This window comes from Chthonomonas sp. (assembly GCF_035294505.1).
GTDB lineage: Bacteria > Armatimonadota > Chthonomonadetes > Chthonomonadales > Chthonomonadaceae > Chthonomonas.
In genome coordinates, this window is sequence record NZ_DATGKU010000182.1 from 33,728 (window position 1) to 51,040 (window position 17,313).

A 17,313-nucleotide genomic window follows, 5' to 3' on the forward strand; every position below is an offset into this window, starting at 1 on the left:
GTGGTTGCCATGCGCACCGAAGAGGGCATTGTGTTCGATAAGGATAAACCGACTATGAGACACAAGATATCTCCGCTACAACACGTTTTATGGATGGGGCTGGCTCTGGGGATATTAGGCCTTATCTTGTCTTGTCCGAAGGCGTTCGCCGATGCGACACGCTACACCACACAGACCCGGCAGATCAAGGCGTGTGTGCTTGTCTCCAACGCGACTTCGCGGGTGGTGAACGGGCAGGTCGTCAAGAACGATCCGGTTCCTTATCTCTTCTATGCCCTCGATGCGCGTACCGACTATAAACCGGCGGGTTGGCAGTTCGTAAACCCCTTAGCCCCCTCCACAATTACTCAAGACATTTATAACCGCTGGTTGGCGCGGCAGATCAATTCCGACCCGGCCTTCCAAAACGGCACACCCCAGTCGCTTATCTTTCGTGTGGGAGCGCCGGTTAGCAAAAATATGGGCGCCTATTGGGAGGAAGACCTCGACACGATAAGCCAGCAGGCGCTCGACAGCTACGACATCGCGTTTCTCCCTCTGCAAGGTAGCCGATTGGGGGCGGGAACCATTCAATTCGATGAAAACGAGGTCGAGAAACTCCGCCAGTTCGTCGATTCGGGCGGCATCCTTTGGATAGAGAACGATGGAGCTGCCGGCATCACTTCGGACGGCGGCAACTTCCTGTTTCCGTTGCAACTGGCTTCTGCAACAGATAGCCCTGGATTTAATATCCTGCAGCCCCTATCCACCCTTTTCAACGATCCCTACCCGATCTCTTTGGCGGATACGGCGAACTTCGCACATACGTTTAGCGGCAACATTTTCGTTGCCTTGAGCGGAGGGCTTATTAACTCCACTTTTGTTGACCCCACTATAATGACCCCGATATTGGGCACCTCGGCTCCGTTTGTCTATGCGGGCAACTATGGGGCCGGCCATATTCTGCTTTCAAGTGTTGGCATCGCGGCGGCGATCAATGCCGCTCTGGGCGCCCCAAATCCGATCAATGTTACCGGCAGCGCCAATGATGGTGCCGTGAGCGGAGATACCGTGATCGCCGTTCCCACCACACCGCTTAAGTTTGCCTACAATGTGGCCGCATGGACAGGAGCGATGCCGGCAGCGAATGCCAACTCCCATCGCGATTCGTCCACTCAAGAGATCATCGGAGCGAACTTAGAAACGGCCTGGTCTACCGTGCCTCTGAACAATCCTCCCAACCCAGGCTCCGGTGTAGCCATTGACCAGAACGTTGCCGCCTATGTAGACGGAAATAACGGACTTCATGTTTATAACTTGCATCCGGGGCAGGCCTTAACAGGTTATTCCCTTTTTTCGGATAACGGAATTCCCGACTTCGTGTATGGCACCCCTTACGATGAGATATGGAATACCTTTTTAGGTGCCAATGGCCGCTACTCTACGCCCCTGTTGGCATCGGTAACGAATCCGGCCAATGGCCAAACGGTAGAAGTATGCGCCGTTACCAACTCTTTGGGGGTGACCGGGGTGTTTAACGCGCTGCCCGGTTTCCCCGGCCCTCTGCAATCCACATCGCCGTTGCTGTTTCAGGTAGGGCAGGCCGGGCAGGCCAATGCGGCTATTGACGACACGGCCTCGCTGCTCGATCCACTGCCGGTTCCCGGCCCTGCCTACGCCGGAGGAGTGCTATTTGCGCCGGTTTATGACAACGCCAACAACGATGCCGGCCATGCCTGGCATGTGGTGGCCGTAGACCTGCTCGGATCGATTGCAGCGGGGCAGACCGTCAACGCCTTTTCTAACAACGCCAATGGAGTGGCTCCGTCCGTGAATCCGAGCGCTTTGGCCAACGGATTGAGCGACCTTGTGGGGCCGCTGACGGTTGGGTGGGTGCCCGACCAACAGACGGGGGCGGAGGACGAGGTGGTCTATGCGGCGGCCCAAGCCGAGCCGAACGGAACGCCTGCGTCGCAAGGGCAATTGGTAGGGCTTTGGTTTGCAACCAAAAATGAGCCTTTGCAGCCGGTAGACCAACCTCAGAATGGGCTTAATTATAAATTTGAACCGCATGGAGCGCGCGCCTGGGTGCCATGGTACCTTACACCGCCGAGCGGTGCCAACACGCTCGACTTGACACCGGTAGTGCACGTTACCGAGACCGATACGAATACCGGTAATGTGATAGATGTGAAAACCTATCACCTAAGCGATGGGGTCTTTACGGTAAGCTACAATGGACCTCCGCCACCTGACGGAACCGGATCGCCAAGCGGGCACCAGATCGTGGTGACTTTCAATGCGAACAACGGGATTTTGCTAAACGATACCACGAACCATATCGTTCGCACGGTCAGCGTGGACTACACACTTGATTGGCCGGGAGATGCGATCAACGGGATAAGCCCAAGCCAACAAGATATGCAGCTCGTCGTGCAGCGAAGAACGTTTACGCTCTATCCGGAAAGCTCCGTCTCCTCTCCACACTATCTTATCGGAGGGGCTGTACTCGATGACCAAGGAGCGGCCCTCTTTGCTTCCTCACCGCAGGGCCTTACGGATAAAGTGATGCAGCCGGGCACGGTGCTGCCAGATCGTATTTATAGCGTTACCGGCCAATACTCGACGTTGAGCGGCCCCGCCTCCGGGCAGGTGGTTAACTGGATGTTCTCGCCTATGTATGGCGGCACTTTCGACGGCAACACCATTCGCCCGAGGCTGGTCTATACCGATCCAACCACCAATGCTCAGGTTCCTATGGTGCAGTTTCGTGTGGTGGGGCAGCCTGCACTTCTGAACGGCACGGTCTATGTGGTTGGAGTGGCCGCGGATGCCAATGGGGATAAGTTTACGGCTATCCTTGCGCTCAACAGCCAGATCAACCCCGTGGTGCCGTTGAACCCACCGATCCTGTACAAAACGTCGCCGACCGCCGCACCGGTTCAATTGGCCGTTCAACAGCCCGATTTTGTGAACTCCACCACCTCGCCCGCCTATATCACCTTGCCGGCCGGTACCGGCTACGCTCTGGATACGCAGACAGATGCCCAGACGGGGCAGGTTTTTGCCACGGCCATCCATATCCTGAATATGCGCCCGATCAACGGCATTGATGCCTTTAACACAGCACTGCCCATCTTCATCTCGTTGGGCAATACAGGGGTGCGTCAGGCGATTTATGGCAGTAACGGCTTCGGGCCGCTCGATAACTTGGCCTGGTACCTGCTTATTCCCAATTTCGGTGCTCAGGCCACTCCGCTCCCTGCCTCAGGGCCAACGGTTGCTGCGCAAACGCTCTACTATGGTACGGTAGATGGGCACATTGCTGCCGTAGATTTAAACGCCGCCCAGCAAGGCAAAATCAGCGTTCATGTAATAACTACTCTCACCAATCCAAACAATGGAAGCCCGCTTATCCAGGTTATGATCAATCCTCCGGCAGCAGCGCAGGGCATTGTGGCTGTGGGGTCGGGAGCCGGTATCGCCGCTTTAAACAATCAGTTGACGGTGATCGCCGATGCCAATCGCATTTTGGAAGTAGATGCCGGCGGGAGCGCCGTTTGGAGCCTAAATACTACCAAAGCGGTTTCCACAAACGGAAACACGGTCAGTGTTGTGAGGGTGCCTTTCCGGCAACCGTCCTCTATTAGTCTGTTCGGGCAAGGGAACTACGTAGTGGCCGATTCGGGCAACAATCGCGTCGTCGTATTCGACCCATCGGGCACCGTGCTGCAAGAGATAACGGCTTTTAACAACGATATACAGGCCCTCCGCCCTGGAGAACCCCTTGCCCTCAATCATCCCGCCGATGCCCAAATCTATACCGATAGCCAAACCAACGGCACCATTACTATCCTGAGCCGACTCACAGGGGTTACTTACACCTACACCGGCCCCTACTATGCCGTTCACTACGTGATCGCCGATGCCGGAAATTACCGTGCCATCGAGGTTGTGGATGTGTTCAATCCAAATACGGGGCAATACATCCAGCTAACACCGAACAACCCGAACTATCCGCCGGTTACCATGTACCATCAAGTGATCTTTACCACCCGCTCGTTAGGGGAACAAAACGGAAGTTTTCGCTATCGAACTATACAGCAGTTTGTAGACCCAACCAATCCGAACCAGATTGACATGGTGGCTGCGGTGAGCGATGTGAGCTTGTCAACGGTTTCCGGTGGACAGACGGTGGCGGATTCCTTGAGAAATCAAGAGGGGCTAGGAGGCGCCTTAATGATCTTGTCGCGCTACAACTATTTTGGTCCGAACGGGGATACCGATGGAAATGTGATCGCCTCCATCAGCCAGCTTAAACTCTATAACGCACAGGGGCAGTTCGTCGCCTATGTGCCGGTGAACAATCCGGTCTACTTCCATGCCTTCCCCTATACCGATCCGAAAACGGGTAATCGCACCATTCGCTATCTGTTAGCAGATAATGCCGGCTGCTACGAGTTGGCACCGGATGCCGATGGAAAAAATCTCGATATCGTTTGGCAGCTTACCGATGCGGATTACTACCACCTCACGGGGCGCCATCTCTATGCCGTAAGCATTCAGCGCCTTCCGCAAGCCGACTATAGCTCTGTGTTGGGGCAGTTCGTGCCGCATTATCTCATTACCAATGCTTACACCGGCCCGGACAACGTTGGAAACTACCCCAATGTGAGAGAAGGTGAGGTGCATGGAGAGGTCTTTGAGATACGTGGGATAGACTATTATACGACGGCAACAGGGCCAAACGGTACCTATAACGGATATCAAAATGCAGGAACGCTCTATGCTCCAGGCCCCGGACCGGCACCTTTCCAAAATCAAACGCTGTTGCTTGGCAACCCAAACAGCTGCATCGTGCGTATGGTGCCGCATGAGACCTTAATCCAGACGGATGCGGCAGGGAACCTGCTGCAACTGCCTATTTTGCGCAGTATAAGCTTTACAGGCAGCGATGCTTCAAGCTTTACGTTACAAGATCCAAAAGCAAGTCTTCAGCCTTAGGAAAAAGATGAGGGAACGAGAGATGAGGCACAAGAGTGCGCTCTCCTTTGGGATAATATCGCTGTGTGGATTGCTCCTCGCTTTCGCGGCGATGGGGGCACAAGCTCAGTTCGCCTTTACCAACGACGACTGGACGCTAGACCGTGGCGCGCTAACGCTGGATGCAAATAGCAATGGGCTTGCGCTGCGTCAAGGCTACAACAACTTCACCGATCCGGGTAATCAACCCGGTGAGGGACTGCCTCGGTGGGTATGGCCGACCGCCGCAGACCTGCTCGGCGCACAGAATGGGAGTTCAAACCAGACCTCAAGCGTCTCCGCTCTTAATCCCATCATCGTGGATAACCCCCCTGGATTTCAGGGAAATAAAGAGATTTTTGATCCTAACGTCACCCAGAACGCCCTCTCGGTGTGGAATACGAACGTTTTTACCGTTCCACCCATAGCGCAACGAGTGCCACAGGCCGGCTTCTCTTTTGGAACCGACCCCACCGATCCCAACAACTTCGACTACGGCATCGCCACGACGCAGCCGGTTACGATTACCTACACCGACTCGAACGGCAACCCGGTGACGGCAACAACCGACCAGCTGACCCAACTGCCGTATGTGCCTCCTCAGCTCTATGCTGCGGTGAACAACGTACTCAACAATGCCCAGCCGGTAGCCCAATGGACGATGGGAAACCCCATACTGCCCACTTCCCTACAGGGGGTTACCCTTAACTATACCGTGTCCATCTGGTCTCCAGGAGATGGTACCTTAGATGCCAATGGCGTCCCTCATCCCGATCTAAAACATGCTTTTGTGCGGGTAAGTTGGTTTCACACGGTTAACGGAAATACGATCAACAACACCGGCACTCCTGGCGGAGGCGGTGTTTACGATGTGGTCAACAGCCGTATCTACATGGTAGACCTCTCTGGCGGGCCGGGCTGGCGCGTTATCGGCCCTTATGCGGCTTCTAGCACCACATCGGCGACGCCGGCCGTCTTTCCTTATAACAGCAACGACCCCACCAGCCAGATCGTGGTGACCCTTTACGTGCTCACCCCAGATAATCCCAACGATACCTCTCTCTATCTTCATCCGCCCTACATCACCGCCGACGCCGTGGAGTTTGTGCCGCTTGGCATCGCCAACACGGGGAATAATGGCGGCGCCATCGCGCAGTCTCCTCTAGGCCCCATCAGCGCTCAAGGACGTGTTCTTGCTCCGGTGGTTGGTAGCAACAGAGTGGTTACCAACCCTAACGACCCGGAGTTTGGAAAAACCGTTTACTACGTGGCACGTGAAGAGACGATTGCGAACACACCACCCACGACGCCGGTAGACCCAACGCAGACACCCCTAACACCCGGCAACGATGCTTACACCACCTTCACCGTGCCGGTATTCTACTGCCTGAACAATGAAGACGGCATTCAGATTGTAAACGGCCAGCCTCAAGAGCTGCCCTCCAAAACCCGTGTGCGCTGGCGCTATGTGGCGCTGCCAGATGCGGGGACGGGTACCTGCACGGCCTCTCCTTTGCTTGCCAACGTGCGCTGCCGTGACGGCAAGGTTCGCCCAATGGTCTACTTTGTGACCACCGCAGCCGGTGGAACTTTAGGGCATATCTATGCGCTGGACCCGGTTGGAAATAACCCCTTCGGCCCAGACCCCGGCGATCTGTCCACCCGCACCACAACGGCCTATTGGGTCTATCCGTCGGTGCGACCCCTGTTGGGAACGGCCAATGAGCCACCGAATGCCCCGGCTCAGTGGGAGGACCCCAACTTTAGCCTTCCGGCAAATACGGGTACTTTTAGCCGTACCGGCTATCCAACCTTTAGCTTCGGGCCGGATCAACCTACCGATTCGGGCGGCCACCTCATCTACGACGGAGATATTATTCCCAATCCCAATACGGCTGCGGCAGCCACGACTCCCTATATTGTGCGAAACGACACGCTGCTCACCATGACGGGAATGACATGGACGCCTACGCTGGTGGACGACCCTGATAACCCGAATGGGCCCCAACTGTTGATCGTAACCGCACAAGGCTCGGACAGTGGACATGGGCGTGTTTATGCTTTCGATGCCGGAGGGCGCGGAGATTTCGGCACCATTAATGTGAATAATCAGCAGTTGGCTGTTGCGGGGACGACCCAACGAATCTGGACATGGCCGCGCTTCGGCGCCGATACCTTCCATAGGGTGAACACACCGAGCGCCACCGGTGGCTTCAATATGGCCGACAACTTTAGCGACGAGCCGCAGATCGGGTTCCTTGCCGGGTCCCCTATGTACGACCCGAACTATGCCGGAGGAACTGCCGAGAAGCCTTTGATCGTGGGCACTTCGGATGGCTATGTCTACGCCATCCTCGCCCATCACGACGTCATCACCAACGTAAACGGCAACCAAGTAACCTACGATAATACGAAGCGGCTCTACTGGACCTATCCTTCTACGGCTGGCCCTGGGTTGGGGGCGGCACCCAGCACCGTTGCCTTCTACCAACCCACAGGCTCCAATAATCGCTATCTGGTTTTCACCTGCGACACTCCCGATGGAGGCGGACGGGTCTACACGCTTCCTGAAGCGACACCCAATGGGCAGACCGTGCCCTTTACAAATCAATTAACGTGGGTCTTTCCTCCTACGCCCAATCCACCCTATCCGAACCCTAATAATCCCAATGGAACGGCGCCATTTGTGCCCGGTTTTGGGGGCAATGCGCCCGTTCCGGTAAACAGCGGTCTGCTTCCACAGGGAACTTTGCCTTCCGACGTGATCTACGTGGTGCAGAGCGACGGCACGGTAGATGGCATACAGGTAGACGCCAACGGCTTGAATCCACAGCTCTATGCCACAAACATTCCTCAATCGGGTTTCGTCTTTTCCTCGCCGATCATAGCCCAACTTCAGGCCGATCCTACGCAGGGGCTGCTAGACGGCACTACCTTAAGCTACAACGTGGCGTATCCTTGTCTCGTCTATCCAGACGATACGGGCAACTTCTATGGCGTAGGCCTCCAAGTCTACAATGCTGGCAACGGGAATAGCTATTTGCCGTTGATATGGAATCCACCGGCCACAACATTGAACGCTCGTACGGCAGGTGCCGCTTTAGTGAACGGATATATTGTAGAGGGAGACCTTGGGGGACAGGTAACGGCCTATAATGGCAACACGATAGTCGTCCCACCTTCAGAGCTTGTGGGAGGAGGTCAAAACCAACGCAATCCAAATCTGTTGGTGGATATTCGCGGTGTTGACTACTATGCACAGAACGTTTGGAGCACCTTCTGGCCGCATGGAACCACAGGAACGCCCTTCAGTGCGAACCCCATACCAGGCCAAGTGCCCGATGGTACCAATGCCATTGCACTAGACTGGGGTGACCATCTCTATGTGGCGGCGTGGGGCGTGTACCATGCCGACCCAACGGGGCAGACGCCGAGAATCTCCGTCACTTTCCAGATCGTGTTGCCGCGTAACAATAAGACTATCACTATTCAGGTGCCTGCGACAATGGCCAACGGTCAGCCGGCTGGTTGGCCCGGAGATCCGGGATCACAGAATCAACAGTTTACAATCGGCAACTTTACTGGGAGTGCGCAATATGTTTTTCCATGGGTCGCTACAGCCGATATCCCTATGATTCCCGATGCTAACAATCCTATGCCGCCTGGACTATCGGGCTATCGTGTACGGGCAAGCGCCCGCATAGTGGAGACAATCTCTAACAATGGGCAGCCCCAAAACTATGCTTTCAATACGCCTTCGTTGTATGCGGGACAGCGCAGCCAGGGAATTTTGCCTAACAATACACGCCAAAGCCCGCCCACCGGTACTCCTCGAAATATCTACATTGCCAATCCGTTGGCGCTTACTGTTGCCGGTACAAACCCATCTGGTTCTGGAAGTGCCGACCAAACCGGCAACAACATCTTCAACATCATCGGGTGGGCACCGCCCATCAATAACCCCTCGGGTACTCCGATTAACGATATTGGGGAGCTATTGGGGAATGGCGCTCAGACGGGCTGGCTAGGCCACTATGGCGTGAAGTCGCTCTTTGCTCCGCTCGATATGGCCGTAGATGGCAACAGCGTGCAGTATCGCGGCATAGACACAAATGGCAACCGGGTACCGGCGTTCTATGTGGAAGACAGAAGCCACTATACGAATGCAACTGGTAATACATTACAAGTCGTTATACGTGTCCCTTCTCTGACTTGGTGGGGAGGCCCTAGTTCGGTGATGAACCCGCTGCCTTGGGAGCAGCTTCCCGGCGATGGCACAAGCACGCCGGACTATCCGGCCATTGCTGCCAATAACGTTTCCATTGTAGGGCAAGATGGTGGAGATGCGACCCGTGCCCCAATAACACTACTTAACACACCGGAGCAGTTGAACCTTACGGTGAACGTGCCGAAGTACCAGCCGGCCAATGTGAACCGCGGCATCGTTCAGACCGCCTTCGGGAATTTCGGCGACTCGTTTACGAATGAGGCGGGGCAGGTGCTCGGAGCGCTCGGTTCGCCGGTGCTCGGTCCTATACAGACAGCCAATCGCGGACTTCCTCCTTCCGTTCCCGCCCCGAGTACCTACCCCGCCTTGGGATATGTTGCACCGCAAATACGCATTTATGTGGAGCTTCCTGGCCAGCGGACGCCGGATGTTCCTTATACCGGCTACAATAGGTTGGATGAACAGACGGCTTATCGCCAGTTCAACCTTGGCATGTGCGTGGCGCCTTCGTTCCGCCTCCACGTGGAGGGCGCTGCCCTCGATTTCGGCAACGTGCCGGCAGGCACGGGCTACTCGCCGGTCAACAATAACGGTGTGCATAGCGTTCCGTTTGCCCCAACGGGGACGGCACCCTACGATCCCAATAAGCCCAATAACTCCCTACCTAAGGTCTCACCGTGGGACGATCCGAAGCAATACGGCGAGTTTTTCCAACCTTTCACCTTGATGAGCGACAGCAACGTGAACCTGGTGGATTTGCGCATCGCCACGCTGATCGGGCAGCCCGGCTCTACGTTTAACGCCTCCTCTCTAACACCTGGCCTTGCCCCTTCCACAGGGGCTGCCGTGGCACAAGGGCTGCAGAGTGATCAGGTGGACCAACTGTTCTCCTCTTGGCTGCTTGCGCCTCCCTTCGGCTCTGCGAACAGCCCCATTCCTACGCCGGGAACGGGCAACATTGGGATCGTCTCCTCCTTCGACCATCCTTACAACAACGGCCAGGCAAACCTGAGCGATATTGTGTTCTATCCGATCTACAATCCGTTCTGGACGCCTACCAACGCCCTGCAGCCCTATCCCACGCTGCACAAACCTCTGCCCGGAGATGCGCAGGGCACGGTAGCTACCATCCCCGACGTGCCGCATGGCTATGTGCCAAGCGGTAACGGTTTGAAACCTCAGCCGCCGAAGCTCGGCATCGCCGTCCCTCTCGGCACACCGGTGGGAACCTACGTGGGAACGGTTGTGCCCTATGAGGATGAGATGCCGCTGCAGTGGCGAGAATGGCTGGCCGCATCGGGGAGTAACTATGGCAGTAGCGCTTTGGCCGGCAACGATGACGATATTCTCAATACCAATGCGGTCGGGCAGGCGCTGGAGGCCTATGCGAATCCGGGCATTCAGGTAAAGGTAACTGTGGTGCCGAACCGCCTTACAGGGGGAACCACGCAGGGCAGCTTGAGCCAAATAGATACGGTGGACCTTTTAGCGCCGAACAATTTGGAGAAATCCAGCCCGCGCGCTACTTTGCCCAACGGTTTCAACATGCTGCCGGCTGCCATTCTCTATCCTGCTGCCGATAATACCAGCAGCCTGTACCTCTACTGGGCCTCTAACTCATTGCGAGGCAATACGGCTCCTGGCCCCACAAGTCCATCCGATATTCTCTACAGCTGGCTTACCATGCCCTACCTTAATCTAGGCTCGTTGGGTGGGGTAGGCTACATGAGTTTTGCGCAGTTCGGCCAACCGACTCAGCAGCAGTGGTGGAACCCCCTGGCGCCTCTGCTCGATGTAACCAACGCCGGCTTGCTACTCGCCAGCCCCGCCATAGCGACAGCAAACGATGTGGATGCCAACGGCAACATTACCGTAGGGCCGCCTAGTGACAACGAAGCCTATCTCTTCTTTGCAGGCCAAGGACAAGAACAGATGCGGTTCTTCTGGCAGCCCTTGAGCGCAACCTATCCCTATGTGCCACAGGGAACTCCGAACTTTGTGCCCGGAAATCCCTATGTGCCAAAATACGACCCTGCCCCACTTCTGGTAAAGCTGGCTGCCGATAGCGGACGGAACGTTCCTGCTCAGAAGTTCCTCTACCTGTTCTACTCGCTTGGGCGCCAAGACCGTACACAAATCTACTACAACTTTAACCTAAGCACCAGTCTGAACGGCCAAATCGTGCAATCGGGTTGGCAACCGGATGGGATTCTGCTGCCAACTCCCATCACCTTAGAGCAACAGAGCCATCCGACGGCTATCTATCGGCGAGTCTATGCGCAAAATCCGTTCAATACAAGTTCGGATGTGCGCGTCTTCGACGCCATAGACCTCTACTTTACCGGTGTGTTACCGGGCCGTGGCGATCATGCCGAGACCCTCATGATCCGGTACGGAATATATCGTGGGGAGAACTTAGGCCCGAATGCTCCGGCTATGATGCCCGGCCAGCTCTTCGTTTTGCCGCTGCCTCCGGTAACGGATGAAACGCTGACCCGAGCGGGAGCTACAAACCATTTCGTTTCACGCGATGTGGGGTGGTATATCGGCTACAACAATCAACAGCTGTTTAGCAGCGTCCAGCCCTACATTTCACTGGAACGGATTGATCAAAACGGCAATGTGCTTCAGTTATTGGCGGGCCCCGGCACCTTTGATCCCGCGTCGCAAACAATTACCTATAACTCTGCTCTTGGTGGACGTATCGTTATTGATCCACAATCGGGTATTGTACGCTTCCCGGATGTTCCTCCGAAGAGCACCGATACTCTTCGGGTAAGCTACATTCCACAGGTCATGCGGCTGAACACCAGCCGAGACGATAGCAACCTGGTTGTTGCCGGCGGTTATGGGAATATCCCAACGAACCCGCTGCCACCGGCCTTCCAAGCGCATCCTGCGGTGGATGCGGTGGGCATCAACACTACGCCGGAGGTGCTGCTGGATCGCAGCCCCAACCCACGCCAACTGCTTACTAATCCAACCGTTGTGTTCGGCCCGGATGGGAAACCGCTAGGAGCCAATGGGGCGGCCATGCTTACGGATAGGCTTTGGCTGTTCTATCATAAAACGGACGTTACAGGAAAAACGAAATCGGCCGTCTACTTCAAGACGATGCGTCTGATGATCAAGCTGCCCTACCCGGTAGCGGTAGCCAAAAACAACAATGGAGTTACCCAGATAGTAGGTCTTACGGTAACTGGGGCTAGAGGCCCTTATGAGGTAGACTGGCAGCGTGGACGCATCTACTTCACCGAGGCGGATGAGGGCAACCAGGTGCAGGTATCCTATACCTACTACAATCCGGCTACCAACACCACGGCGAATTCCGGCACTCTAACCTATCAGGTCGCCTGGGGAGATGAGATGAGCGACACCCTCGGAAACGATGTTTACGAAGCGCCGTTGCCCGTTAACGGAGCTATTAACGAGGGGCAGATCGCCGTGTTAAAAGACCCGCTGGTGAACCGACTTTGGGTGTTCTGGGCAAGCACCCGCGCCGGCACAACCGATCTCTACATGGCCGCGTTCGCGCCAAAACTCTATCTGGACCTTGTGGGGCAGTAAACCTTCCGGTGTAGGGGTAGGCACAGGGCCTACCCCTACAAGCCCCCACCCCCCCGCCCCTCCCCCACTTTGGGAGAGGGGAGATTAGCAAAAGGGGCACGGTCACCGTGCCCCTACAGGCGGTTTCCTTTGATTAGCTTCCCTTTTGGAAACTCAACACAACCGCCCCCTTTCTCCCTGATAGGGGGAAAGGATGGGATAGGGGGCGAACAAGACAGGCTTACTCCATGAATTGGCTCTAGAAACGCTAGCCTCAACTGCCTCACCCCTTCCCCTCAGAACGGGTGGGAATGGAAACCCAAGATTTCTCGCCTTCGGCTCGAAATGACAAGCGTCTTTCGGCTCGAAAGAACAGTTGTATCGCTGGCTCTTCATGGCCGACCCTCTCCTCCCACAGGGGGAGGGGGGACATGCAAGTTAAATAAATAGAGGTTTACTCGGAGAGGTGAGCGTTATCGGGTGCTAGCCGGCTGCACTCCAGCATTTTAAGCCGCAGGTTTCGTTGCTAAAATAAGGGGCGAGGGCGCAGGGACTTCCAAAGGCCGCACGTGCTCAAAGCCGACCTCTTCTAGCCAACGCCTGATCTCGTTAAAAGAATAGGCGTCGCCTTGTTCGGTATGCACAAGCATATTGACGGCAAAAATGAGGGAGTGGGGAGGGCCGGTGCGCTCTTCATTCACGAGAAATTCAGCGATAGCGACCGTTCCTCCTGGCGCCAGCGCTTGATAAGTTTTTGCAATCAGTTCGCGATTGCGTATCTCACCCTCACTATGCAAAATATGTCCAAGGATAGCCACCTGGTAATCTTTGCCAAAATCGGCTGTGTGCATATCTCCTGCCACCAGTCGAAAGCGATCGGTAAGCCCAAAGCGAGAAAGCATTCGCCGTGTCACGCTCAAAACCGCCGGCAGGTCTACTACCGTCACGTGTACATGGGGCGATTGCATGGCCAAGCTAATGCCCCAAACGCCCGACCCGGCGGCAATATCGAGTACAGAATAGGGAGCATTGACTTGCGAGAGGCATAGCGACTCGGCGAGCGCATTCGCGGCGCCATGGTTGAGCGGAAAGAGCGCTTCAACAAACCTTTCAAAAAAGGCAGCTCCCTCATCGGCGTGGTCAACACGCGCTACAGGTTTTCCGCTCCGTACAATCTCGGCCAAACCCAGCCAGTTGGGAATAAGCTGCTCGCAGATATGGCAAAAAAGCTCTCCGTAGTAGTGCGGGCTTTTACGTACAAGAAAGGTAGTACTTTCTGGAGTTAATAGATAATGGCCTTCTGTGTCTTTGACCAACAGGCCCAAGCCGACTAGCGCGTTTAAAAGGGCTTTCAGTCCGCGAAATGAAGCCCCTGTTTTAGCGTGGAGCTGGTCAATGGTCAGCGGACCGGATGCCAACTCCTCAAATATATTATTATGAATTCCTGCATGAATAATTACGGGAGCTGCATGTCCCCACATAAGTTGAAGGATTCGTTCGGGGTTGACAGGTTGTTGTGTTTCAGAAACCATAGCTTGCAAACCCTCATTTGCTGATAAAAAATTTCGTTTCGAGAGTTTACCTGCACCATACTCCGACGGTCAAGGGAGGCATGACGGAATCGGGGTAAACTAGGCATATGCTCTCGCAATAGAAGGAGTGCAACAGGAATTGTAGATGAAATACAGGTATCTGCTACTTTTACTTATCTGCTTGCCTATGATCGCTATGGGAAAGGGAACACCGCAAACTTCCGCTTCCATAGCCTCTGTTTCCAAATGGCAGCGCGAGGCCTTGATCGCCGCCCTGATGCCTATGGCAAAGGCCATTATGGCACAACAGCGATCAGATGGCGCCATTGTTATGGGCAATAAGCCCCCCTATCGCCTGTCACCTTATGTAGCGAACTATGCGGCCCTGGGGTTGCTCGACGCCTACCAGGTAACCCATGATCCTAGCTTACTTCAGGCCGTAAAGCAATGGCAAAAGTGGTATTTAGCTCATCTGAATGCGGATGGCACCATCTACGATTATTCAGGCGATGTGGGCGCTTGGCACTCCACCAACGACTACGACTCGACCGATGCCTATGCGGCCACCTTCATGCTGCTAGCCTGGAGGTATGCCCAAGTCGCTAAAGACCCTATGTGGGTTCGGCGCCTGGTGACCGCATTGCCACAACTCGCCAATGCTGTTCGTCTCACTCTGCGCGGCGACGGGCTAACCATGGCTAAACCGAACTATCTTGCTATGTATACTATGGATAACGTTGAGGTTTATCGAGGATGGGTTGCAGCGGCGCAACTCGCGCAAAGAATGCATCGTGCCGATCTCGCCCACAGCTATAGGAAATTGGCAGAAGCAACCCTCCATGCTATTGATACACTGCTATGGGCACACGATACCCGAGGAGGTGGCCATTTTCTTATTGGCATTCAGCCCAACGGGGCAAAATTTGAGGTCAAACAGCCCATGGTTTGGTATCCCGATCAGATGGCTCAACTTATGGCGATCGCGTGGCTGCCTAAATCGGGTAGAACATGTGGCCTCTACTCTGCGTTGTGTAGGGAGGAGTTGAAGCTGCCCTCCATCATCATAACGGAAGATGAGCTAGGCTATGTGGTATGGTGGGCTTTAGCGGCAGAGACCGTAGGCGATAGGCCAACTCTATCGCGTATCTTGCAGTTGCTGATCGCCGTCCCGAAAACTTTGCCTGTGGTGATGGATGTGGGGTTAGAGGGGCATGTTTGCACCATTCTTGCCCACGCACTCACGCAAGGAAACCGCCAGTAGGGGGGGGCGGTAGAGACTGCCAATCTCGCGGCTCTAGAGCCAGCTCTGCAGAACAAGCTTATCTCATTCGCCCCCTATCCCATTCTTTCCGTCCTCGCGGACAGCAATGCAGCGGCCAGACAGATAAGCGATTAAGACAACCTTCCAGGCCGCTGAGGGGAAGGGCGTCGGAGCTGCAGAGATTGCCAATCTCACGGTTCTAGAGCCAGTTAGTACAGCAAGCCCACCTTGTTCGCCCCCTATCCCGTCCTTTCCCCCGATTCGGGAGAAAGGGGGCTATAGCGTTTAGTTTCCACAGGGAAGCTTATCAAAGGAAACCGCAAGTTAGCTTGTTGGTCTCCCCTCTCCCAAAGTGGGGGAGGGGAGTGGGGGTGGGGGCATGAAGAGCCGGGGATACGCCTGTCCTTTTGAGCCGGCGACGAGATAAACACCTGTCATTTCGAGCCGAAGGCGGCTGTCATTTCGAGCCGAAGGCGAGAAATCTTAAGTCAATTGCTTCACGGTTCTAGAGTCGGTTTGCAGAGCAAGCCCACCTTGTTCGCCCCCTATCCCGACCTTTCCCCCTATTAGGGAGAAAGGGGGCGGTTATGGTTAGTTTCCAAATGACAGCCTACCAAAGGAATCCGCTAGTGAGCTTACTGGTCTCCCTGAGAGGAGTCGGGTGCGCTGGCACGAACTAAAGTGTTCGCCTCGGTCTCCGCCACGGATTGTAACTTGATGAGACGAATGCCCGCCGTGGGCACCAGGAGATGCTCGCCGGACGTTTTTATCAACTCCACCCAATGGGAATCCAGATAGGTAAGTGTCCCGCTATCGGAATAGTTGGTATGGTAGTAGATGGTTACCATGTTATTTAGATACCGCTGTAGAGGGTGCGATAGGTTAGGGGTTTGCATGGGTGTTCCTTTCATTTTTTTGACTTACACTTATAGATGTAAGTTGCTGTGCGTAGGTTTCAAATTATTGGGGGGCTAGTGAAGGCCATGCTGCAAATTCGCGTAGAAAGCGGATCACCTGTTCGGCTGCGGCCTGAAAAAGCGCCTCGCCCTTTTCGGCGGTGGCGAGTTCTGGGTGACCGAAGGCGCCGCTCTGACTTAGTTGGTCAAAAGCACGCGGCACATCCACTCGACTAGGCCTGGAGAAGTCAGGGCAATAGAAGGCCGATTCAAAAGGGATATTCGCGCCGCTGGCGAGGTCGCGACGTACGAGTTCGGGACGGAGGCAGAGGATCATGCTGGTCTCTTGTTCGCAGGCATGGCTAACGACGGGTTGCTGAAGCCCAGGCACGGCCGCAACAGCGTCGGCAGCGAGCGTCCACCAGGTGCCTAGCGCAATCCACAGGTCGGGGAGGTGCTTATGTTGCATCTGAGCACGGTAGATAGCCATACGCCCGGGTGTGATGTTGCCTCCGTGGGCGTTGAGAAGGAAGATGCGTCGGAAGCCCGAGCCGATAAGGCTTTCGAGCATATCGCATAAGAGAGCGACATATGGCTCATTGCCCACGCTAACGGTGCCCGGATAGGCCCGATGATGATCGGAGGCTCCCACCCAGAGCACCGGTAGAAAAAGGGCGGCATCACCGAGGGCGGCTTCGGCACGGCGAGCAATTTCGGTACAGATAAGCGTGTCGGTGAGCAGGGGAAGGTGATGGCCGTGTTGCTCGAAAGAGCCGAGGGGCAGCACAACAACCCTATTCACCAGAGCGCGGGCTTCTGGCCAACTCTGTTCTCCAAGCTGCATTGAGA

The 17,313-nt window shown here is 55.4% G+C and carries 6 protein-coding genes; 3 read left to right on the forward strand and 3 right to left on the reverse strand.

The features are described from left to right. Positions 1-9: 9 nt before the first annotated feature. The gene (locus VKV18_RS11155; protein ID WP_324204281.1) at positions 10-4,983 is read left to right on the forward strand and encodes a hypothetical protein; all 4,974 of its coding nucleotides are present in this window, start codon (positions 10-12) and stop codon (positions 4,981-4,983) included. 22 nt (positions 4,984-5,005) lie between these two features. Next, positions 5,006-12,796 carry a hypothetical protein gene (locus VKV18_RS11160; RefSeq protein WP_324204282.1) on the forward strand — a complete coding sequence of 2,597 codons (7,791 nt, stop codon included), beginning with the start codon at positions 5,006-5,008 and terminating at the stop codon, positions 12,794-12,796. Positions 12,797-13,281: 485 nt separating this feature from the next. Here the strand turns inward: VKV18_RS11160 and VKV18_RS11165 are convergent, their stop codons facing one another. Then, positions 13,282-14,307, reverse strand: coding sequence for a methyltransferase (locus VKV18_RS11165; RefSeq protein WP_324204283.1), 1,026 nt, complete (start codon positions 14,305-14,307; stop codon positions 13,282-13,284). 145 nt (positions 14,308-14,452) lie between these two features. Here VKV18_RS11165 and VKV18_RS11170 point away from each other — a divergent pair, with 145 nt between their 5' ends. Further along, the gene (locus tag VKV18_RS11170) at positions 14,453-15,568 is read left to right on the forward strand and encodes a hypothetical protein (protein ID WP_324204284.1); all 1,116 of its coding nucleotides are present in this window, start codon (positions 14,453-14,455) and stop codon (positions 15,566-15,568) included. A gap of 635 nt (positions 15,569-16,203) precedes the next feature. Here the strand turns inward: VKV18_RS11170 and VKV18_RS11175 are convergent. Further along, the gene (locus tag VKV18_RS11175) at positions 16,204-16,464 is read right to left on the reverse strand and encodes a hypothetical protein (RefSeq protein ID WP_324204285.1); all 261 of its coding nucleotides are present in this window, start codon (positions 16,462-16,464) and stop codon (positions 16,204-16,206) included. A 64-nt stretch (positions 16,465-16,528) separates the two neighbouring features. Continuing rightward, the gene (locus VKV18_RS11180) at positions 16,529-17,308 is read right to left on the reverse strand and encodes a creatininase family protein (protein ID WP_324204286.1); all 780 of its coding nucleotides are present in this window, start codon (positions 17,306-17,308) and stop codon (positions 16,529-16,531) included. Between the last annotated feature and the right edge of the window lie 5 nt (positions 17,309-17,313).